The following is a 21,046-nucleotide window of genomic DNA, read 5'->3' as shown; positions in this document are numbered from 1 at the left end:
ATCTTATATGAGACTGGTGAAGACAATCGTTATACCAATATACTAGCTATATGTCTTAAGACACAAACCGGATTATTAGATGTGATGCAAAGAATTTCTCATTTATTCCTATATTTAATTGTCATCACCACGTTAAATGGTTGCTTTTTTACCGAGCATGAAGTTCAACGTTGGCCACTCGAACCACAGGGCTCAACGAGCTTTGGACTCAGCCGAGATGGTCGATTTGCCCTGCTCTACTCTGAAGAACACCACTTGGTTTTGTGGGACCTAGAGCAAAACAAAAAACTCGCAACGCTTGGAGAGCTTGATGCCGATGGCAACGCGGTATCTCATATTCGTATTTCAGACAACGGCCGTTTTGCTGTAACCGCAGGTCAAATGAACTTTGCCGTTTGGGACCTTGGCTGGACGCAAGCACAAGGGCTGTGGTCCATTTCTGACGCGTTAATTCGCGACATCGACATCACCAGCAACGGTGAACAAGTGCTACTCGGGCTCTCAAACGGTAAAGCCATTTACGTCAACTTAGTCACCGGTCGTCGCTTGGAGTTCCTCGCTCACCGAGAAAAAGTCAACTCTGTCGCCATCTCTCCCAATGGTCGATTCGCATTAACAGGCGGTAACGACTACAAAGCTTACCTCTGGGATACTGAATCTGGTCAGGTATTACGAACTTTTGAACATGAACAACGTGTTGTGCGCGTAGCACTGCAACGAGATGGCAAACTCGCCATGACGTCAGACGGTGGCAATCAAGCGATCATTTGGAATTTAGAAACAGGTCAAAAGGTTTCGCAACTCAGCAGTTGGTCGCGCCAGCTGATTTTCTCTACCGCGCGTTTCTCTGATGATGGTTCTCAACTGGTGACGGGAACACCTTCAGGCCGCGTCTCGATTTGGGATACGCAGAGCGGAAAGCGCATTGACGGATTTGAAGTCGAGCCGAAAAAAGATACTCGCCCTCCTCGCGCGGTCGTGTATGATGCTGCCTTTGATTCTAAGCAACGTGTAATTACTGCCACATCGGCGGGCATCGCCCAAGCTTGGCAACTAGAGAACGGGTCATGACAGAAAAACTCATTGAGCAATTGGAAGCACGCATCAACGACTTAGAGTGTCAGGTGGCGTTCCAAGAGCAAACAATCGAAGATCTGAACAGTGCATTGTCACAACAACAATTGCAGATCACGAAGATGCAAGATCAAATGAAGTACGTAGTAGGCAAAGTGAAAAATATGGATTCTTCGAATATGGAAGATCCAGCCAACGAGCCACCGCCACCGCATTACTGATCAATACGCGAAAGACAAAACAAAGCCCAGACTTATGCTGGGCTTTGTTGTAATTGCACGGTGGCTCATCGTGAAATGATCGAACGGTTAGTCTTTAGCGTAGATTTTCACACACAACTCACCACGAGTATTGATACCCGCACGATACATCCCCGTACTGTTCATAGCGAAATGCAACTCCCCATTCGCATCAATGGCAATCAGGCCACCTTCTCCGCCCATGGTTTTGAGATCTCCCTGAATAATGGCTTCACACGCGGTATGTACGTCCTCTTGCAAATAACGCATACGTGCTGCTACATCTTCCGCAACACGTTTACGAATAAAGAACTCACCAACACCCGTAGTTGAAACTGCCACCACGCCATTCTCAGCCACCGTGCCACAGCCTATCAGTGCAGAATCTCCAACACGACCATATTGCTTATTGGTTACCCCACCCGTACTGGTCGCCGCAGCTAAGTTGCCTTGCTGGTCTAACGCCACTGCGCCTACGGTGCCGTGTTTACGATCATCCGGGTAACGAGACTCAGATAACGCAAACAAACCTTTCTCACGCATTGAGAGCAGCTGTTCATAACGGCGATCTGTGAAGAAGTAATCTTGTTCGGTGTATTGATGGCCTTGTTCAAAAGCAAACTTCTCAGCGCCTTCACCAACCAACAACACATGGTTGCTGCGAAGCATTACATCCCGAGCCAGCTCGATCGGGTTTTTAATGTGTCTAACGCCCGCGACAGCACCTGCGGCAAGGTTGCGACCATCCATCACAGAGGCATCCATTTCTACCATTTCGTTGTGAGTAAGAACCGAGCCTTTACCCGCATTAAAGTTGGGAGAGTCTTCCAGTACTTTTACCGCAGCGACCACCGCATCAAGCGCTTCTCCGCCTTGTTCGAGTATTTGGTGTCCTGCTTTTACCGCAGCTTCTAAGTCTGCCAAGATGGATTGCTGAAGTTCATCACTCATTTGTTCACGCAAAATGGTGCCTGCTCCGCCGTGAATGGCAATTGAGAACGGTTTCGTCATCGCTTTGTCCAACTGTTATTCCTTGTATGATTTGCACTACACCGCAGATAAACAAAAAGCGCAAGTTGAAACCTCAACTTGCGCTTTTTTAAAGCTTTACTAGATGCGTTTATCTAGTGAAGAGCATGCGATTAGTGAGAACCGCAACCGCCGCCGCCACAACATTCGTGGTCGTCGCCTTTCTCTTCGCCGCCACAGCAGCCGCCTTCATGATCGTGATCGTGGTCATGACCACCACAACAACCACCAGCTTGGTGAATGTGACCGTGTTCGATCTCTTCTGCTGTTGCTTCACGAGTTGCCATTACTTCAACTTCGAATGTTAGCGTTTGACCTGCTAGCATGTGGTTACCATCAACAACCACTTCGTCGCCGTCTACTTCAGTCACTTCTACAGGGATTGGACCTTGGTCAGTGTCTGCTAGGAAACGCATGCCAACTTCGATTTGTGCAACACCTTGGAATACGTCAGCAGGAACGCGCTGAACTAGAGCGTCGTTGTGCTCACCGTATGCATCTTCAGGAGCTACAGTTACTGAGAACTTGTCGCCAGCCCCTTTACCTTCAAGCTCTTTTTCAAGACCTGTGATTAGGTTGTTGTGACCGTGAAGGTAATCTAGAGGCGCGTCTGCAGTTGATTGGTCAACTACTACACCGTCTTCCATCATTACTTTGTATGCAAGGCTTGCAACAACGTTCTTTTCAATTTTCATACTAACTCCAGAGAGATTAATTGACTTAACCAGAATGGGGTTAAGTACTGCGATGGTAGTATTATGGGGATCAATTATCGAAGTTCAATTACTCAGGCTTAAAAATCCCAATCATTTCCTGCGCGGAGTGTTTATTTTTCTCTACAGATTGCGGTTTACGCTGCTCGGTGTAGTCACACTCAACGCACTCGACTAACTCAATATTGTTTTCTATCCACCAGCGTAGGGTATCTTGCTGGCTGCACTGTGGGCAAGTTGCCCCCGCAATAAAACGTTTCTTGGCTTTCACTTTTGTTCCTTTTCCCGCTTAGGTCTGCGGGTACTACTTCCAATGATTAGGCGACTGGTGATCGCTTTCCATCTCACGACCAAAAATTTCTTCTAGCTCTTTACGAGCTTCTTTGGCTCTTTGGGCGAGCTTCTTATCTTCATTATGCTGAGGCAGCAAGTCTTTAAGCATAGCATTATCGAGCTTACGAAAATGTGCTTCTGCCCGCTTTGCTTGATATGGGTGCATGCCTAACTCAACCAGAGTTTGACGACCAAGATCCAGTGCGCCTAAAAAAGTCTCACGCGAATAGTTTTGCACACCATGGCTCATCAACTGATAGGCTTCCACTCGGCTTCGAGCACGAGCGAGCAATTTGAGATTCGGAAAATGCGTACGGCAGATATCGACAATCGCCATCACTTCATCCGGCGAGTCTGTACAAATCACTAACGCTTCCGCTTTGTCTGCGCCAGCGGCGCGCAACAAATCGATTTGCGTGGCATCGCCATAAAAAACTTTGTAACCGTACTTACGCAGTAAGTGAATTTGGCTGGCGTCACTTTCCAATACCGTAACTTTGATTTTATTGGCGTACATTAAGCGCCCAACGATTTGCCCAAAACGACCAAAACCCGCAATGATGACACGAGGACGACGATCAACCACGTGGCTGGTGACGCTCTCTTCTTCCTGATTAAGCGTATGAGCGAACCACTTCTTTTGTCCCATCAACAAGAGTGGCGTGGTCACCATCGATAGGCTCACCACAACCAACAAAAACGCCACTTGTTCTTTGGATAAAATGCCTTCTTGGCTTGCCGCGGTGAAAATCACAAAAGCAAACTCACCGCCTTGGCTTAAGATGGCGGCCATACGGCTACGTGCTTTTTCTCGCACACGACCCGCTCTGGCTAGGGCGTACAACACCAAACCTTTCACCACAACCAAAGCCACCACCGCACCAAGAATTTCAAGAGGATGCAACGCCAGTAAGCCCAAGTTTACCGCCATGCCAACCGCAATAAAAAACAGACCAAGCAGCAAACCCTTAAACGGCTCGATAGCGATTTCTAGCTCATGGCGATATTCACTTTCGGCCAGCAACACTCCAGCTAAGAAAGTTCCTAGCGCCATGGACAAGCCCAGTTTTTGCATCACCACCGAAATGCCTAGCACCACCAAGAGTGAAGCCACGGTAAATAGCTCGCGAACCCCACTCATCACGACAAAACGAAACAGAGGGCGCAATAAAAAGTGACCACCAATCAACAAGGCTACGACACTGCCTAAAACGGTAAAAGCATCGAACCAACTACCTACATTCTGTTCACCAGCCAAAAGCGGTAACATAGCCAACATCGGTATGACGGCGATATCTTGAAAAAGCAGCACAGCAAAACCAGACTGGCCCGTTTCGGTGCCATTGAGGCCTTGCTCTTCAATCACTTTGAGTGCAATAGCCGTAGAGGAAAGGGCGAGCCCCATGCCGATGACCAAACTCACCTGCATACTCAAGCCAAACAAACTGACAATGCTACCAATAACCGCCGTCGTCACCACAACTTGCGCGCCGCCAAGACCTAAAATCGGCCCTCGCATTTGCCATAATTTTTTCGGGTTCAATTCCAAGCCAATTAAGAACAGCAGCAACACCACCCCGAGCTCGGCAAAATGCAGAATCGCATCGACATCGCTAATCAGGCGTAATCCCCAAGGGCCAATCAATACTCCTGCCAACAAATAGCCAAGCACTGAACCTAAGCCAAATCGCTGCGCCAAAGGAACAGCAATCACCGCCGCCGACAGAAACACGACACTGCTTTGTAGAAACTCACTGGTTATCGCCATGCAGACCTCCTTGGTGCAACGCTTCCCACTCATCAAGAGGATTACTCAGCCATCGACGATACTGCTCCGCGTGTTCATAGCGTTCAATATCAGAAACATTGCGCGACCAATACAGCACCAGCGGCTCCATCCAATGCATCTGACACAACGCTGCCGTCAACTCGAACGGTTGCAGAATCTGCTCTAACGGATACTTGTTATACCCCCTAGCACTGAAGGCTTCTTCTTTACCACCCGTGGTGATCACACTGCGCCAATATTTGCCTTCTAGTGCAGAACCGTCGCCAAACGCAAAGCCCTTGCCGAGTACTCGGTCTAACCACTCTTTCAACAACGCCGGACATGAATACATATAAAGAGGATGATGAAAGACAATCACATCATGATTCATCAGTAGATCATGTTCGTGATTCACATCGATAAAGAAATCAGGATAAGCGCCATAAAGATCGTGCACCGTCACGTGCTCAAGTGATTGCACTCGCTTTATCATCACTTGATTAGCAATGGAGTTGTGCGGCTCTGGGTGAGCATAAATGACCAGAACTCTTGGGAGAATAGACGCTGCTACAGCCAAATGGTCGTCCTTGTGGTGATTTTTATCCGTTATCAAATTGTTATACTTTTTTGTATAGCATAATGCAATTAAAGCTCAGTGATCGACTTTTCCCGTCAATAGCCCTACTATTCATCGCGAGATCAACGACCAAGAAACGCGCGCTGCGCAAAGTGAACAAAAACCCTATGATTACCTTCTCTGATATTCAGTTACTGCGTGGCGGTAAACCTCTTTTAGACCAAGCATCGGCAACCATTCACCCAGGTGACAAAGTGGGTCTGGTTGGCAAAAACGGCTGTGGTAAATCGACCTTATTTGCTCTACTGAAAGATGAACTGTCGATTGACGCGGGCTCGTTCAGCCAACCTCAGCATTGGGAATTGGCGTGGGTAGCGCAGGAAACACCTGCTTTAGAACGCAGCGCACTGGAATACGTCATTGATGGTGATCGCGAATACCGCGGTCTTGAGCAACAGCTAGCGGTTGCCGAAGAAAAAGACAACGGTACGCTGGTGGCAGAAATTCACGGCAAGATCGAAACCATTGGCGGTTATAGCATCCGTGCCCGTGCGGCAGAATTGCTTGACGGCCTTGGCTTTAGCCAAGAACAGATGAGCTGGAACTTAACTCAGTTCTCTGGTGGTTGGCGTATGCGCCTTAACTTGGCTCAAGCACTATTGTGTCGTTCCGATCTACTACTGCTTGACGAACCAACCAACCACTTGGATTTGGACGCCGTAATGTGGTTAGAGCGCTGGCTGCAAAACTACCCTGGCACACTGATCTTGATCTCGCACGACCGAGATTTCCTAGATCCGATCGTTGGTCGCATCATCCACATAGAAAACCAACAGCTGAACGAATACACGGGCAACTACTCGTCATTCGAAAATCAACGTGCGCAAAAAATGATGCTGCAACAAGCGATGTTCGAGAAACAACAAAAGCAAATGTCGCACATGCAAAGCTACATCGACCGCTTCCGCTACAAAGCGTCGAAAGCGCGCCAAGCGCAAAGCCGAATCAAAGCGCTAGAACGCATGGAAAAAGTCTTGCCCGCGCAGTTCGATAACCCATTCAGCTTTGAATTCCGTCAACCAGCTGCGCTGCCAAATCCAATCATGATGATGGACGACGTATCGGCAGGTTACGGCGACAACCTAATTTTAGAAAAGATTCGTCTGAACTTAGTACCGGGCAGCCGTATTGGTTTGCTTGGCCGCAACGGCGCAGGTAAATCGACCTTAATCAAACTGCTTTCAGGTGAACTTAAAGCGCAAGGTGGCGATCTCACCTATTCGCAAGGCGTAAAGATCGGCTACTTTGCTCAGCACCAGTTGGAAACGTTGCACCCAGAAGAAACACCACTGCAGCACATGATGCAGATTGCACCGGATCAAACAGAGCAGCAACTGCGCGATTACCTAGGTAGTTTTGGTTTCCAAGGCGACAAGGCGCTAGAAAAAGTCGCACCGTTCTCTGGTGGTGAAAAGGCACGCTTGGTGCTGGCGTTGATCGTGTGGCAAAAACCAAACTTATTGCTACTCGACGAACCAACCAACCACCTAGACTTAGACATGCGCCAAGCGTTAACCATGGCTCTGCAAACGTTCGAAGGTGCGATGGTGATTGTTTCACACGACCGCTACTTACTGCGCGCAACCACCGATGATTTGTACTTAGTGCATGATCGCCAAGTTGCGCCATTCGATGGTGACCTAAACGACTACTACAAATGGTTGACCGAACAACAAAAAGCCGAGCGAAAAGAAGCACAAGCGTCGCAACCAGTTAAAGATACCGCAAACAGTGCCGCTGCGAAGAAAGAGCAAAAACGTCGCGAAGCGGAATTTCGTAAACTGACGGCGCCAATTCGCAAAACCCTGACACAATTAGAAAATAAAATGGATAAGTTAGGTGTAGCACTGGCAGAGGCTGAAGAACAATTGGCGGATAACTCACTGTATGAAGCCGAAAATAAAGCTAAACTAAATGAAGTGCTGGCCCTTCAAGCTTCGAGCAAATCAGAACTTGAAGAAGTGGAAATGGAATGGATGTCTGCTCAGGAAGAACTGGAGCAGATGGAGCTAGAGTTTAACCAATGACAAACAAACACGCGGAATACACTCTTACCCTAGAACACCTTTGGCAGTTCAGCCTGCAGTTTTATGGCGTGCGAGAAGTAAAAGAAGCGTGTTTATCATTGCAAAACAATTACCACGGTAACGTGAATCTATTACTGCTGCTCCGTTGGCTCGACGAGCAGCAGCTTATCTTACAAGAGAAAGACTGGCACTTAGTCCAAAGCTGTCTTGGCCGTAGTGAAACGCTGCTGCACTCTTTTCGCGACCTGCGACGTCATCTAAAATCCCAAGTGAACGATGCGTTGTATCGAGAAAGCCTGCAGTTTGAACTGCAACTCGAAAAGCAACAACAAGCCGATTTGGTCGACTGTATTAACTCACTTACACTGATTAAAAACGATGGCGATCCACTCACGCTCAGATACTGTCGTCAGCTTGGTGGAGAGCATTTGCAACAAGCCTTTGCTATCCCTGTGCCAAACATTCACCCACCAAAACACTCATAACGCTGTAGAATACCTATAATCTTTATAAAGGATTATATTAATAAGTTCTTCAACTGACATGAAGGACCATATAAGAGCAGTTAGGTATGACACAATTTTTCGCAGCCGCCGGGATCAAGAACCCGCACCTTCAGACCCTTTTACCGCGCTTTATTCGTAAAAAAGCGCTGTTTACGCCTATTTGGCAGACGCTGGATACCGACGATGGCGACTTCCTCGATCTCGCTTGGAGTGAAGACCCCACCAAAGAACCCGCGCAGAACAAACCCATCTTCGTTTTGTTTCATGGCTTGGAAGGATGCTTCTACAGCCCGTATGCAAACGGCCTGATGAATGCGTTTGCGAAATCTGGTTGGTTATCGGTGATGATGCATTTTCGTGGCTGTAGCGGCAAACCGAACAAAAAAGCTCGCGCATACCATTCAGGAGAAGTAACGGACGCTCGCTTCTTTTTGGAACACCTTCATCTGCGCTTTCCAAACAATCCAAAAGTCGCCGTCGGCATCTCCCTTGGTGGCAATATGCTGGCGAACTACTTAGCCCAATACAAAGATGACCCGATTTTAAAAGCGGCCACCATCGTCTCTGCACCACTGGATTTGGCGGCTTGTGCCAATCGAATTGAGCAGGGCTTTTCCAAAGTGTATCGCCGTTACCTACTCTCTTCGCTCAAAAGGAATGCTCTACAAAAACATCATTTACTGCATGGCGAATTGGCGCTGTCGTACAACTCCATCAAGCGCGTTACTCGTCTGTACGAATTTGATGACTTGATCACTGCACCTCTGCATGGTTTTAAGGATGCACAAGATTATTACGATCAATGCTCAGGATTGAGCAAGCTACAGCAGATCACCTTGCCAACTTTGATCATCCACGCCAAAGACGACCCGTTCATGACCGAAGAGGTGATCCCCAAATTTGTTCTGCCAGATAACATTGATTACCGTCTGTTTGAGCACGGCGGACACGTTGGCTTTCTGACTGGTACGGCATTAAAACCAAAGTTCTGGTTAGAGGAAGCCCTGCCAGCGTACTACGAAAGTGTCGCGGCAGAGTACCTTTCAGCTGTATCCAAACCGCGAACACAGTAAACTAGCCTTTCATCATAAAAGTTTGAGGTATTTATGATCATTCCTTGGCAAGACATCGCGCCAGAAACACTGGAAAATCTAATTCGTGAGTTCGTACTACGCGAAGGCACCGACTATGGCGCGGTTGAAATTTCACTGCAAAACAAAATCGATCAAGTGAAGACGCAATTAGAAAAAGGTGAAGCCGTCATCGTGTTCTCAGAACTGCATGAAACGGTTGATATTCAACTCAAAGCAAAGTTTTAGCACGTTCACATTTTTACCGTATCCCACTCGATGACAAGTCGTTGTTACATGCTATAGTGGGTTATCGACCGTGCAGCGGTTCGCTGCTGCACTTTACAGGTACGTTATTTTCGACAAGGTTTGTCATGTCAGCTAAACACCCAATCATTGCGGTTACTGGTTCATCCGGTGCCGGCACAACCACGACGTCTGAAGCATTCCGCAAGATGTTCAATATGATGAACATCAGGCCGGCATGGGTGGAAGGAGACAGCTTCCATCGCTTTACTCGCCCTGAAATGGACATCGAAATTCGCAAAGCCCGCGAGCAAGGCCGACACATCAGTTACTTTGGTCCGCAAGCGAATGACTTCCCGGGATTAGAAGAGTTTTTCCGTAAGTTCGGTCATGACGGCACTGGCAGCGTGCGCCGTTATCTGCATACGTTTGACGAAGCAGTTCCCTACAATCAAATGCCAGGCACGTTTACACCGTGGCAAGACTTACCTGAAAACAGCGACGTGCTGTTTTATGAAGGGCTGCATGGTGGCGTGGTTGATGGCGATGTTAATGTTGCTCAGCATGTGGATTTCTTGATTGGCATGGTGCCAATTGTGAACTTAGAGTGGATCCAAAAATTCGTGCGCGACACTCGCGATCGCGGCCATTCGCGTGAAGCGGTGATGGACTCAATCGTGCGATCAATGGACGATTACCTCAATTACATCACGCCGCAGTTTTCTCGTACTCACATCAACTTTCAACGCGTCCCAACCGTCGATACCTCCAACCCGCTTAACGCCAAAGGCATTCCGAGTTTAGATGAAAGTTTTGTGGTGATTCGTCTGCGTGGCATTAAGAATGTCGACTTCCCATATCTGCTGGCCATGATTGATGGCTCATTTATGTCGCGCCACAACACCATTGTTGTGCCAGGCGGCAAAATGAGCTTTGCAATGGAGCTCATAGTTAGGCCTATCCTACAACAGCTGATTGAAACAGGAAAAATTGGCTAAAAACGTAGCGGGCTAGATGTTTACTTTTCATACCGTGATCATGTGCACAGTTTTGCTTACAAAATCTCAATCATGGCACGATTAAAATCAAGAAATCGTTTTCGAAAAAGGATACTATTTCTTACCGAAACACAAGAGAGCTTGCAGCATATAAAAAGTGCTCTTATTCTAGTAAGCCTAATTCAGGCTTAGCTAAAATATGGATAGCGCAAGCGTACCCTGCAGAGGAAGTGAGATATTATGGTTCTAGGTAAACCTCAAACCGACCCAACATTAGAGTGGTTTCTTTCACACTGTCATATTCATAAGTACCCATCAAAGAGCACGCTAATTCACGCAGGTGAAAAAGCTGAAACGTTGTACTACATCGTTAAAGGCTCTGTTGCGGTTCTTATCAAGGACGAAGAAGGTAAGGAAATGATTCTTTCTTACCTAAACCAAGGTGACTTTATTGGTGAACTTGGTCTATTCGAAGAAGACCAAGAGCGTACAGCTTGGGTTCGCGCTAAATCTCCTTGTGAAGTTGCTGAAATTTCTTTCAAGAAGTTCCGTCAGCTTATCCAAGTAAACCCAGACATCCTAATGCGTCTTTCTGCGCAGATGGCTCGTCGTCTTCAAGTAACTAGCCAAAAAGTGGGTGACCTAGCGTTCCTAGACGTAACTGGTCGTATCGCTCAGACGCTTCTGAACCTTGCTAAACAACCAGATGCGATGACTCACCCAGACGGCATGCAAATCAAGATCACTCGTCAAGAAATCGGTCAAATCGTTGGCTGTTCTCGTGAGACAGTAGGTCGTATCTTGAAGATGCTAGAAGAGCAGAACCTAATCTCTGCGCACGGTAAAACTATCGTTGTTTACGGTACTCGTTAATCTCAATTTAGAGTGACACGAACAAAATTATAAAAGCCACCAATGGCGACATTGGTGGCTTTTTATTTACTTTGTTATTTACCTTGCAACTCAGTCAAACCCTAGGTCGCAGAGGCTAACGAACTAGCAGGTTAGCCCAAGGTATTCCATGGCGTTTAGCCATTGGTACGTTTAACCATTAGTGCTTTCAAAAATTTTGTCTGCTGATGCTGCAACAAATCCTGGATACAACTCGCCATTCTCCATTGGGTAACGTTTAGCAAACTCGTAAAAGCCACCTGGAATAATTTCCGAACCTTCTTCGAAGGTCACTGGCACTTTGTCTGCCATCGTCGACGATTGCTCAAGCAGCACTTCCGGCGAGCCTTTCACCTCACCGCCCGACTCATTGATCACAAACCCTGCTTGACGAAGATGGTCGTTAACCTGTTTGACTTCATCGTGTTGATTCAACTGATTCACACTTACCGTAAAGTGATTAGCACCATAACCGTGCGCGGCCAGCCAAGACGCATACTCGCTCTCTTTAGCCAACGTTTGGTAATCAGCAAAGCTTAGTTCCCATAAGCGACCGCCATGCAGAAATGCACTGCCCGACAGTTTTTCAGCATCCACTTGCGCAACCAGTTTCGCCACAATATCTTGCAGCTCTGGCGAACACTCTTCGACTTTCAGCTCACTGATGAAGACTTTAGGCTGCTTCGGATCTGGGTGCTCATAGTGTTTTGCGACCAGTTTTTTGCTCTCAAATACGTAGTCCCCACACGCTTTATAGCCAGCAGCTAAAAACGGTTTCGCCAATGTCTCGATACCTAGCGGTTCAACATTGAAAGTGCGTAAAGCAATATGATCATTAATCAGAGCCTCATCTTCTTGTAGAAGCTGATGCACCTTAGCAGCAGAAGGACAAAGACGTTGGATGTAGTCTTGCCATAGCGATTCAAATAACACATCGGGCGTCATAACGACTCCTTGTTACGAGATGTAGGATTAAGATAAGAGTGTGGTCGCTCGTTCACAGCCCAAAAGCTGTCCAGAATAATGAACGAGCAACCATCAACCTGTGACGGTAAATGTCAGTCAGTCAAACACGCTTTTTGAGTCTGTGCTCACTTGCCGTGTAATGCCAACGCGTACTACCCAAACCTAAATGATGCGTCAGCACATTGGGCCACGATGCATGGTCGTGACCCTGTTATTGAAACTTAAAGCGTCACGCCTGGGCTCAATGTCGCAGGTAATTCCGTCGCCTGCCCTTCCATAGATGCCATAGGGTAAGCACAGTAATCCGCCGCGTAGTAGGCGCTTGGACGAAGGTTGCCTGATGCACCGGGGCCACCAAATGGGGCGTCACCACTTGCGCCCGTCAATTGACGGTTGCGGTTTACGATGCCTGCGCGAATGTGGTCAACAAAGTATTCCCATTCTTGATCGTCTGTTGATACAAGACCAGCCGACAGGCCAAAGCGCGTGTCATTCGCCAGCTCTACGGCTTTATCCAAACCTTCATAGCGCACGACTTGCAGCAGCGGTCCGAAGTATTCTTCATCTGGCAACTCGGCAATGTTAGTCACATCGATGATGCCTGGAGAAACAAACGCCGCCTCTCCTGCTTTCGCTTCAATCAAGCTTTCACCGCCTAGAGATTGCAGGTTTGCTTGCGCATCAAGTATGAACTTCGCCGCAGCCACAGAGATTTGTGGGCCCATAAATGGCGCAGGTTCTGCGAATGGTTGATCCATGCGAATGTTTTTCGTCGCTTCCACCAGCTTAGTGATCAGAGCATCCCCTTTCTCACCAAACGGCACGTATAAACGACGAGCACAAGTACAACGTTGACCAGCACTGATGAATGCCGATTGGATGATGGTGTACACCGTTGCATCCAAATCACCGTAGTTATCAGAGATGACCATCGGGTTGTTGCCGCCCATTTCTAGCGCTAACATCTTGCCTGGTTGACCTGCAAACTGACGATGCAGAATGTGACCCGTGTTCGCACTGCCCGTAAACAGAATGCCATCAATACCTTTCGCATCAGCCAACGCAATACCGGTTTCCTTCGCACCTTGAACAAGGTTGATCACGCCTTTTGGCAAACCCGCTTCTTCCCACAATTTCATAGCTAGCTCGCCAGTCCAAGGCGTTTGCTCAGATGGTTTGAACACAACTGTGTTCCCCGCTAGCAAGGCAGGAACGATGTGGCCATTCGGTAAGTGACCAGGGAAGTTATATGGCCCAAACACCGCCATTACGCCAAGAGGGCGATGTCGCAATACAATCTGGTTGCCCGCAGCTTCGCGAGTTGCTTCACCAGTACGGTCATGGTAGGCACGAATAGAAATAGCGATTTTTCCAGCCATTGCAGCCGCTTCTGTGCGCGTTTCCCAAATTGGTTTACCCGTTTCTTTCGCGATCACTTCGGCAATTTTTTCACTGTTTTCTTTCACTTTTTCAGCAAAAGCCAACACAATTGCTTCGCGTTCAGCGAATGGACGTTTTTTCCATTCGACGAACGCAGCACGCGCTGCAGCAACGGCTTGGTCTACTTGTTCCGCCGTTGCACCGTTACCGCGCCAAATTACTTCTTGGTTGTACGGAGACAGAGACACAAACTCTTCACCCTGACCTTGTACCCATTCACCTGCAATCCAATGTGTCATTGTTACTATCCTTAAATTCTGTCGTCTGTTACTGCGGTAGAAGGCGAACGGAATCCCCTTCCTTCACCAAGAGCGCATCAGCTAATTCAGGCGCCAGCACAACGCTTTGCGTTTCTGCGTCGTAAGCGGCTTTTGCTGCAGCGGCACGGAAGTTCTCGAATGACGAGTTACACATCAAGAAGTCTTGAGTGCTGGTATGCGCTGAGATTTTGACTTGAGCACGGAATGAATGACGTACCGATTCGATATTGCGTAAGTCACATTCAACCGTTGGACCGCCATCGAAGATGTCGACGTAGCCACGGTTGGTGAATCCCTCACGCTCTAGCAGCTTCAGCGCTGGGCGCGTGTTGTCATGCACTTGACCAATCACCGCTTGTGCTTCTGGGCTCAATAGGTTGATGTAAATTGGCAGCTTTGGCATCAAGTCAGCGATAAAGCCTTTCTTGCCGATGCCGGTAAGATAATCTGCAAGTGTGAAATCAATAGAGAAGAAATGCTCTTGTAACCATTGCCAGAATGGAGAATTACCATTCGCATCAGAGACGCCACGCATCTCAGCAAAGATGGTTTTAGAGAAACGCTCTGGGTGCTCCGCCATCATAAGAAAACGGCACTTAGACATCAGACGGCCATTTAAGCCCTGGCGATATTTTTCGCGTAGAAACAGCGTACAAATCTCACTGTTCCCCGTGTAGTTGTTGCCAAATGTCAGTAGTTTAACGACGTTATTTACGCCGAGTTTTGGCGAAGAGTGAACCACTTTACTGATGTGATATGAGTAGAACGGTACGTCCCAGCCAATAGATGCTTCGATTCCGGTGGTACCCGCAACCTCACCCGATTCAGAGTCAAAACCCACCATTAGGTAGCCTTCGTCACCGGGCTCGGTCACGTCGGGCTTACCAAAGCTGTACTCCGAGTGTTTGATTCGATTGGTTAACAGTTCTTCGTTAACCGGTAGAGATGTAAATCCGTGACCAGACTCCACCGCACAAGTGTGCAGCGCGTCATAATCCGACATCGCGATAGGGCGAACTACTAGCATCAATACTCCCTCCAGATGCAAGAAGATCCTAACTATATTGTAGGAACAATTCCCCCATCAGAGATCCTTGACGGGGGTGTCTGCGTTGACGTTTAAACTGATATCGCGCTTAAACTAAAGTCGCGATAGCTTTATCCAGTTTCGCCAAGCCTTCTTCAATTTCTTGTTGTGTGATAACGAGTGATGGTGTGAAACGTACGACATTGGCACCCGCAACCAATACCAATAGACCTTGTTTACCTGCAGCAACCAGCACATCACGTGCACGGCCTTGCCACTCTTCATTCAGCGCAGCGCCTAGCAATAGACCTTTGCCACGAACTTCAGAGAATAGGTTGTACTTCGCATTGATCTTTTCTAGACCTGCGCGGAACAGCGCTTCGCGCTCTAAAACACCAGCAAGCACTTCTGGTTTTGTCACTTCGTTAACGACCGCTTCTGCCACTGCACATGCCAATGGGTTACCGCCATAAGTTGAACCGTGAGTGCCCACTTTAAGATGCTCAGCCAGTTTTTCTGTTGTTAGCATTGCACCGATAGGGAAACCACCACCCAGTGATTTCGCTGTGCTTAGAATATCTGGCGTGATGCCTAGACCTTGGTAAGCATAGAAATGACCAGTACGTCCGTTACCCGTTTGAACTTCATCAAAGATAAGTAGCGCGTTGTGCTTGTCACACAGTTCACGTACTGCTTGAGCAAATTCCGGAGTTGGTGGCACGATGCCGCCTTCGCCTTGTAGCGGCTCCATCATAACCGCACATGTGCGATCCGACATGTGTGCTTGAAGTGCTTCGATATCGTTGTATGGTAAGTGCGTAACATCGCCTGGCTTAGGACCAAAACCGTCTGAGTAAGCTGCTTGACCGCCAACCGTAACAGTAAAGAATGTACGACCGTGGAAACCTTGTTTAAACGCGATGATTTCTGATTTTTCAGGGCCATGAACATCTGCCGCGTAACGGCGTGCTAATTTCAGTGCCGCTTCGTTTGCTTCTGCACCCGAGTTAGCAAAGAATACGCGTTCAGCAAAGCTCACTTCAGTTAGCTTTTTCGCAAGGCGAAGTGCCGGCTCGTTCGTCATCACGTTACTTAGATGCCACAGCTTGTTGCCTTGCTCAGTCAACGCATCAACCATTACTGGATGACAATGACCCAAGCAGCTCACTGCAATACCACCAGCAAAGTCGATGTACTCGTTATCGTCCTGATCCCAAATACGTGAGCCTTTGCCTCTTACAGGGATCATTTCCATCGGGTTATAGCAAAGTACCATCACCTCATCGAATAAACCGCGCTCTACTTTAATTTCCGTTGTCATTGCACATTCCTTTCTTGATACCGCATGCGTAGCAGATAAGCGAATTTAACCGGCCATCGTTGCCAGCAAATAATGTTTTGCATTTAAGCTATTGCGGCATTGTATTTACATTTAATTAACCATTTCAATAGTGATTTATTCTTTTCGTATTGCAGAGCAACTGCCATTAATCACTACTTATGAGTATTTATGCATCAAGAAAGTAAAATAGAGAAGTGAATTTTTATAAAAGTTATGTAATACAGGGGTTAGACGAGTCAAAATGACGTGCATAAGCAGACCATCAACCATGAAACGCATAGTTTTGCATTCCACTTACACCGTCAAAAAGATGAACAATTTGTTAAGAAAAGTGATCGAGATCAGATCGTTTTGCGCGCTAAAAAGTTGGCTAACAGTTCGTGACCTTGTTCGGTTTTGATCGATTCAGGGTGAAACTGCACCGCATCAATCGGCAGGGTTTTGTGCTGATAGCCCATAATTTCGTCCATACTGCCATCAGGCAGCTCTGTCCATGCAGTCAGCTCAAACCCATCTGGTAAGGTGCCATTTTTGACCACCAAAGAGTGGTAGCGGGTCACCGTCAGTGGGTTATTAAGATTTTTAAACACACTGCGACCCGTGTGGCGGATAGGCGATGTTTTACCATGCATGACTTGTCTCGCACGCACAACTTCACCACCGAACACTTGCGCAATGGCTTGATGGCCAAGGCACACCCCCAAAATAGGAAGCTTACCGGCAAAATGCTCTATGGCTTGCAGGGAAATACCCGCTTCGTTTGGCGTACAAGGCCCAGGGGAAATCACCAAATGGGTTGGATTGAGGGCTTCGATACCTTGAATGTCGATTTCGTCATTGCGCACGACCTTTACCTGAGCGCCAAGCTCGCAAAAGTATTGGTAAAGGTTGTAAGTGAAAGAATCGTAGTTATCGATGATCAACAACATAGCGTGTCGGCTGCTCCAATCCGTTTTGGCAAGGCTTAAGGATCAATTGTCTGGTTTACCACAATTGAGGACGGTATTTTGCAACACCCAATTAGAAAGGCAAGTCTTTGCGCAATAAAAAGGCCAGCATTGGCTGGCCTTTGAGTTTTACAGCTATGTTTTTAGGAAAGGAGTGGCTTAACGGCGGCGGCGGAACAAACCAAGTCCAAGCATTGCTAGCAGTGCACCAAACCCAAACGAACCACCATCAGAGTCTTTCGAATCTGTGGTGCCCGTTTCAGGTTGAGTCATAGAGACTGCACGAGCAGAGCTAAACTTAACGACGTTGCCAGTCGAGTCTGTCACTTTCTCTTCCAGTTGGTAGTTACCTTGCTCTGGCGCCTGTTCAAACTCAACATTCACGCTGCGCGCTTTAATGTCCGTTTGATCTAAAGTCTTGCTCGCTGAGTAAGCTTTCGCGTCACTACTTACAGCGGTAGCTTGAGTCGCGACGGTTAAGCTAACAGTCACGATGTCACCTGCAACCGCGTTTGGTGGCAAACGTACATCTACCGCTAAGTTTTCACCCGCTTTCGGTAAATCGATATCCGTATCAGGTAAATCAATCGCGATGATCACAGGATCGTGGTCAGATGCCGAGAACGCGTCTTTGTATTTCGGCATATCACCTGTGTATTTGCTGCCGTACTCAAACAAGTTACTTTCTAGTGAGTTAATGTGCCAATCTTCAATCGCTACCACTTTTTGCGCCAAACTGTTGCTTGCCAAGGCGTGGTCTAAATTGCCCAGCTCACCAGAATAGGTGTACGAAAACGTGTCTGTGCCATGCAGCAAGGTATTAAGGTTGTTCAGGCCGTAACCTTGTTTGATTTGCGTTTGCTCAACTTGCAACTCACCACCGTTGATTGTGGTGTAACCCGCTGTGTAGATATCACGTCCGTATTTCTCTTTCGAGTAGTCAGTCAGTGTCAGTAGTGGATCTTCCATGCCGTACGCATTGAGGTCCCCCATCAGCAACACATCGCCTTTCACGTCTTTCAACGCTTCACCCACTGCGTGCGCAGCAGAAACACGGAAGTTGTTACAGTTACCTTGCAGATCCGCAGGCTCCGAGTCTTCTACGCCGGCAATCCACTCTTCAATACATTCAGAACCTTTCGATTTGAAGTGGTTAACGACGATAGAAAGATCTTCACCGCTCTCTTGTACCGTGAAGGTTTGCAACAAGCTGTGGCGTTGGTATTTGTCGTACGCAGGGTTGCTCTCAGCACCATCTTTACGGGTAATGGTGTTTTCGGCAATGTGCTGCTCTGGCGTGAAGATCACTTTCGCCGCTTCTTTTGGCGTGACCACTTTCGCGCGGTACAAGATAGCAACCATGATCGCATCACTTCCGAAGTACTCTTCTTGGTACTTGTCTTTATCTGCGATTTCAACGTAAGTGTAATGATCGTCTGCGTCATCGATTTCTGCATTCAATGCATCCACCAAGTTTTGCACAGCACTGCCATCACCGAAGCCGTTATTTTCCACTTCCATCAAACCAATGATGTCAGCATCCATCTTATTCATCGCAGACACGATCTTCGCTTGTTGGATCAAGAACTCATCGTGATTCGTCGCGCCACGGTTTTGGCCTGTCGGGTTGTTGTTTCCGCTGTCTGCAACCGAAGTGAAGTAGTTAAGCACGTTAAAGCTTGCAACGCGTAAATCCGACTCTGCGATAGCTGGCGCCGCTTTACGCTCTACATCAAAACCATCACCCGTTGCCACAAAGTTAGTGTTGTTTACATCGTTCGTCGCGATCAGACGGTATTCGTTGTAGCTGTAATTCACTACGCCCTGTAAACCTTCAACGCGCGAACCTAAGCGAATGTGCTGTTCAGATGAACCGTCTTGATCCAAATCTTGACCAAACTCAGGGTAGTAAGGAATTTTGCCGTTCGGTGCTTTAGCATCAGATTCTAGGAAAACTCGATTCTCTGCATTTTGTTTTGCTAACGCGACCGCTTCTGCACTGTCTGCTGCGTGAAGCTGAGTTGGCTTAAAGAGTGGAGCTTGGTGCGACAACATCATGTTGTTACGTTTTGAATCGTAATCGTAAGAGAAGTTGCGAGTAACAAACAAATCACTGGCTGAGTTCAGCGTCACTTGCATCCCTTCATGACGCTCTAACGCATCACGCAGAGTTTCGCCTTCTTTGATCACAAGCGGCGTCACCAATGAAATGTCTTCTGACGTGCCAGTTTTTACATAGCTGGTTGCGTCAGAAGAAAGCTGAGTATTGCTGTAGTACTCCTGAACCTTACCTTTCACACAAACTACGTCACCAGGCTTTAGCTCGGTATCTGCGGCGTTCGTATGAATAAATAGACCTTCTGACGTCTTATCGTTGTTATCGTTCTCGATAGCTTGCAGGTAGAAGCCTTTCGTCAAACCGCTAGTAACAGCGCTCACGACACCAGTAACAAAATGCTCTTCTGTCGTAATGTATGGGTAACCATCGATAAATGGCGAAGAAGCACCTTCACCTTGAATGTCTTGAATGGATGTGAACGTTGGCGCGTGGCCATCCACTTCACACACAAATGCTGCAGGTGGCTCAGCTGCATTCAGCTCGCCTAAGCCATCAATGTTGTCTTTCGCTAACGTTGTCCATTGAGAAGATTGGAAAGTCGCAGAAGGCGTCAGTGCGTCACCGTTACGTACCAAAGTGGCGTCTTTGCCAAATGCTACACCACCCATCACGCCGACCATGTCGTGAACTTCACCATCTTTTAATAGTGCGAGAGGATCGTCACCATTAAAGTTCGCCACGTTTTTATCGGTCTGGTCAGCCACCGCTTTAATCGCATCGCTGGCATCGCCATGGGCCAGAACAAACACCTGCTTCGCTTGCAACGTCACTTGGCTCAAATCGATCTTGCTGCCCCAAGTTCCACCACCATTAGATGATTTCGCTAGCTCATAACCTGTTAGCGTGACTGCGGCATCACCGGTATTCGCGATCTCGACCGCTTTATTATACGAGCCACCTTCTACGTACTGGGAAATGATAATTTCTGCATTCGCGTTAGCGCTAAGCGCACTGGCGATGGTTAATGCAAGTATTGAGGGTTTGATTAACGTGTCCATTGTCGTACCTGATATTTATTTAAATGCAAACTAAGCTCCGATCAGAGCCTACCATTTGCGTCTACTATCAGGTTTATTTATGAAATAAATAAGAAAGAGCAGTAAAAGCCGTGAAATAAATCACATGTGAATCTATAAAAATATGCCAAAACAGCGTATTCAAACATATTTTGTAATAAATACAGTTCAGTAGTGCAGCAGGAAAGCAAAATTAGACTAATTGCTCAGTTTATTTTTCCGTTCCATGTTATGGAATACATCAATGCTCTCTTGGTACATCAAACTATTATTTCGAGCGCTTTCATGCTTCATTAAATATAATTAATTACTAATTTAGAATATTGCTAATTTAGTTTATTTCAGAATCTCGCTTGTTATTTACTCCCCCGATTTCCGCACTCGCTATTTACACTTCA

At 47.4% G+C, this 21,046-nt stretch carries 19 protein-coding genes; 8 read left to right on the top strand and 11 right to left on the bottom strand.

All coding sequences use genetic code 11. From position 1 onward, the window contains the following. Nucleotides 1-84 precede the first annotated feature (84 nt). Entirely contained in the window at nt 85-1,071 is a 987-nt protein-coding gene (locus ACF8EG_RS25365) for a WD40 repeat domain-containing protein (RefSeq protein WP_021453043.1), read from the top strand. Further along, nucleotides 1,068-1,295 carry a SlyX family protein gene (locus tag ACF8EG_RS25360; RefSeq protein WP_005458294.1) on the top strand — a complete coding sequence of 76 codons (228 nt, stop codon included), beginning with the start codon at nt 1,068-1,070 and terminating at the stop codon, nt 1,293-1,295. The genes ACF8EG_RS25365 and ACF8EG_RS25360 overlap by 4 nt, the downstream gene beginning before the upstream one ends. An 87-nt stretch (nt 1,296-1,382) precedes the next feature. On the opposite strand, the gene ACF8EG_RS25355 is transcribed toward ACF8EG_RS25360, so the two are convergent. The 5 genes from ACF8EG_RS25355 to kefG form a co-directional block, all read right to left on the bottom strand. After that, complete coding sequence (locus tag ACF8EG_RS25355) at nt 1,383-2,324, bottom strand: isoaspartyl peptidase/L-asparaginase family protein (protein WP_029786622.1); 942 nt, start codon at nt 2,322-2,324, stop codon at nt 1,383-1,385. Nucleotides 2,325-2,455: 131 nt separating this feature from the next. After that, a complete protein-coding gene (slyD, locus tag ACF8EG_RS25350) occupies nt 2,456-3,037 on the bottom strand; it encodes a peptidylprolyl isomerase (protein ID WP_069504611.1) in 582 nt (193 codons plus the stop codon). A gap of 88 nt (nt 3,038-3,125) precedes the next feature. Then, a complete protein-coding gene (locus ACF8EG_RS25345) occupies nt 3,126-3,326 on the bottom strand; it encodes a YheV family putative zinc ribbon protein (RefSeq protein ID WP_005464767.1) in 201 nt (66 codons plus the stop codon). Nucleotides 3,327-3,359: 33 nt separating this feature from the next. Then, entirely contained in the window at nt 3,360-5,156 is a 1,797-nt protein-coding gene (gene kefB, locus ACF8EG_RS25340) for a glutathione-regulated potassium-efflux system protein KefB (protein WP_005464769.1), read from the bottom strand. Then, on the bottom strand, nt 5,140-5,733 hold the full coding sequence (gene kefG / locus ACF8EG_RS25335; RefSeq protein ID WP_005496536.1) for a glutathione-regulated potassium-efflux system ancillary protein KefG: 594 nt from the start codon (nt 5,731-5,733) through the stop codon (nt 5,140-5,142). Before kefG ends, kefB begins: the two co-directional genes overlap by 17 nt. A 167-nt stretch (nt 5,734-5,900) precedes the next feature. Here kefG and ACF8EG_RS25330 point away from each other — a divergent pair, with 167 nt between their 5' ends. The 6 genes from ACF8EG_RS25330 to crp all read left to right on the top strand — a co-directional run bounded on the left by ACF8EG_RS25330 (nt 5,901) and on the right by crp (nt 11,513). Further along, the gene (locus tag ACF8EG_RS25330; RefSeq protein ID WP_021449774.1) at nt 5,901-7,820 is read left to right on the top strand and encodes an ABC transporter ATP-binding protein; all 1,920 of its coding nucleotides are present in this window, start codon (nt 5,901-5,903) and stop codon (nt 7,818-7,820) included. Beyond that, nucleotides 7,817-8,305: a TIGR02444 family protein gene (locus ACF8EG_RS25325; RefSeq protein WP_069504612.1), complete on the top strand. Its 489-nt coding sequence runs from the start codon at nt 7,817-7,819 to the stop codon at nt 8,303-8,305. Before ACF8EG_RS25330 ends, ACF8EG_RS25325 begins: the two co-directional genes overlap by 4 nt. An 86-nt stretch (nt 8,306-8,391) precedes the next feature. Then, nucleotides 8,392-9,399, top strand: coding sequence for a hydrolase (locus ACF8EG_RS25320; RefSeq protein ID WP_005496534.1), 1,008 nt, complete (start codon nt 8,392-8,394; stop codon nt 9,397-9,399). Between the two features lie 33 nt (nt 9,400-9,432). Further along, complete coding sequence (locus ACF8EG_RS25315; protein WP_005458136.1) at nt 9,433-9,645, top strand: YheU family protein; 213 nt, start codon at nt 9,433-9,435, stop codon at nt 9,643-9,645. Nucleotides 9,646-9,770: 125 nt separating this feature from the next. Beyond that, the gene (locus tag ACF8EG_RS25310; protein ID WP_005458134.1) at nt 9,771-10,640 is read left to right on the top strand and encodes a phosphoribulokinase; all 870 of its coding nucleotides are present in this window, start codon (nt 9,771-9,773) and stop codon (nt 10,638-10,640) included. Between the two features lie 240 nt (nt 10,641-10,880). After that, nucleotides 10,881-11,513, top strand: a complete 633-nt coding sequence (gene crp, locus ACF8EG_RS25305) for a cAMP-activated global transcriptional regulator CRP (RefSeq protein WP_005381432.1) — start codon at nt 10,881-10,883, stop codon at nt 11,511-11,513. A gap of 171 nt (nt 11,514-11,684) precedes the next feature. Here crp and ACF8EG_RS25300 read toward each other — a convergent pair whose 3' ends face one another. From ACF8EG_RS25300 to ACF8EG_RS25275, 6 genes are all read right to left on the bottom strand, one after another. Beyond that, entirely contained in the window at nt 11,685-12,476 is a 792-nt protein-coding gene (locus ACF8EG_RS25300) for a DUF1338 domain-containing protein (protein ID WP_017449501.1), read from the bottom strand. A gap of 242 nt (nt 12,477-12,718) precedes the next feature. Further along, the gene (gene astD, locus ACF8EG_RS25295) at nt 12,719-14,176 is read right to left on the bottom strand and encodes a succinylglutamate-semialdehyde dehydrogenase (RefSeq protein WP_025442317.1); all 1,458 of its coding nucleotides are present in this window, start codon (nt 14,174-14,176) and stop codon (nt 12,719-12,721) included. Nucleotides 14,177-14,204: 28 nt separating this feature from the next. Next, on the bottom strand, nt 14,205-15,224 hold the full coding sequence (gene astA, locus ACF8EG_RS25290; RefSeq protein WP_069504614.1) for an arginine N-succinyltransferase: 1,020 nt from the start codon (nt 15,222-15,224) through the stop codon (nt 14,205-14,207). 109 nt (nt 15,225-15,333) lie between these two features. Continuing rightward, the gene (locus ACF8EG_RS25285) at nt 15,334-16,545 is read right to left on the bottom strand and encodes an aspartate aminotransferase family protein (RefSeq protein ID WP_206926143.1); all 1,212 of its coding nucleotides are present in this window, start codon (nt 16,543-16,545) and stop codon (nt 15,334-15,336) included. 362 nt (nt 16,546-16,907) lie between these two features. Continuing rightward, nucleotides 16,908-17,495, bottom strand: coding sequence for an aminodeoxychorismate/anthranilate synthase component II (locus ACF8EG_RS25280; protein WP_069504618.1), 588 nt, complete (start codon nt 17,493-17,495; stop codon nt 16,908-16,910). 177 nt (nt 17,496-17,672) lie between these two features. Then, a complete protein-coding gene (locus ACF8EG_RS25275; protein ID WP_069504620.1) occupies nt 17,673-20,630 on the bottom strand; it encodes an ExeM/NucH family extracellular endonuclease in 2,958 nt (985 codons plus the stop codon). Nucleotides 20,631-21,046 lie beyond the last annotated feature (416 nt).

This window comes from Vibrio sp. YQ_11 (assembly GCF_043103065.1).
Classification (GTDB): Bacteria; Pseudomonadota; Gammaproteobacteria; order Enterobacterales; family Vibrionaceae; genus Vibrio; species Vibrio parahaemolyticus.
This window is presented reverse-complemented; position numbering and strand designations above follow the sequence as displayed.

What these genes read in the sequence shown, in the direction of transcription:
- ACF8EG_RS25275 (WP_069504620.1), bottom strand. Translation starts at nt 20,630, where the DNA reads ATGGACACGTTAATCAAACCCTCAATACTTGCATTAACCATCGCCAGT.
- ACF8EG_RS25285 (WP_206926143.1), bottom strand. Translation starts at nt 16,545, where the DNA reads ATGACAACGGAAATTAAAGTAGAGCGCGGTTTATTCGATGAGGTGATG.
- ACF8EG_RS25365 (WP_021453043.1), top strand. Translation starts at nt 85, where the DNA reads ATGCAAAGAATTTCTCATTTATTCCTATATTTAATTGTCATCACCACG.
- kefB (WP_005464769.1), bottom strand. Translation starts at nt 5,156, where the DNA reads ATGGCGATAACCAGTGAGTTTCTACAAAGCAGTGTCGTGTTTCTGTCG.
- ACF8EG_RS25310 (WP_005458134.1), top strand. Translation starts at nt 9,771, where the DNA reads ATGTCAGCTAAACACCCAATCATTGCGGTTACTGGTTCATCCGGTGCC.
- ACF8EG_RS25280 (WP_069504618.1), bottom strand. Translation starts at nt 17,495, where the DNA reads ATGTTGTTGATCATCGATAACTACGATTCTTTCACTTACAACCTTTAC.
- crp (WP_005381432.1), top strand. Translation starts at nt 10,881, where the DNA reads ATGGTTCTAGGTAAACCTCAAACCGACCCAACATTAGAGTGGTTTCTT.
- astD (WP_025442317.1), bottom strand. Translation starts at nt 14,176, where the DNA reads ATGACACATTGGATTGCAGGTGAATGGGTACAAGGTCAGGGTGAAGAG.
- ACF8EG_RS25330 (WP_021449774.1), top strand. Translation starts at nt 5,901, where the DNA reads ATGATTACCTTCTCTGATATTCAGTTACTGCGTGGCGGTAAACCTCTT.
- ACF8EG_RS25320 (WP_005496534.1), top strand. Translation starts at nt 8,392, where the DNA reads ATGACACAATTTTTCGCAGCCGCCGGGATCAAGAACCCGCACCTTCAG.
- ACF8EG_RS25360 (WP_005458294.1), top strand. Translation starts at nt 1,068, where the DNA reads ATGACAGAAAAACTCATTGAGCAATTGGAAGCACGCATCAACGACTTA.
- astA (WP_069504614.1), bottom strand. Translation starts at nt 15,224, where the DNA reads ATGCTAGTAGTTCGCCCTATCGCGATGTCGGATTATGACGCGCTGCAC.
- ACF8EG_RS25325 (WP_069504612.1), top strand. Translation starts at nt 7,817, where the DNA reads ATGACAAACAAACACGCGGAATACACTCTTACCCTAGAACACCTTTGG.
- ACF8EG_RS25315 (WP_005458136.1), top strand. Translation starts at nt 9,433, where the DNA reads ATGATCATTCCTTGGCAAGACATCGCGCCAGAAACACTGGAAAATCTA.
- slyD (WP_069504611.1), bottom strand. Translation starts at nt 3,037, where the DNA reads ATGAAAATTGAAAAGAACGTTGTTGCAAGCCTTGCATACAAAGTAATG.
- ACF8EG_RS25300 (WP_017449501.1), bottom strand. Translation starts at nt 12,476, where the DNA reads ATGACGCCCGATGTGTTATTTGAATCGCTATGGCAAGACTACATCCAA.
- ACF8EG_RS25355 (WP_029786622.1), bottom strand. Translation starts at nt 2,324, where the DNA reads ATGACGAAACCGTTCTCAATTGCCATTCACGGCGGAGCAGGCACCATT.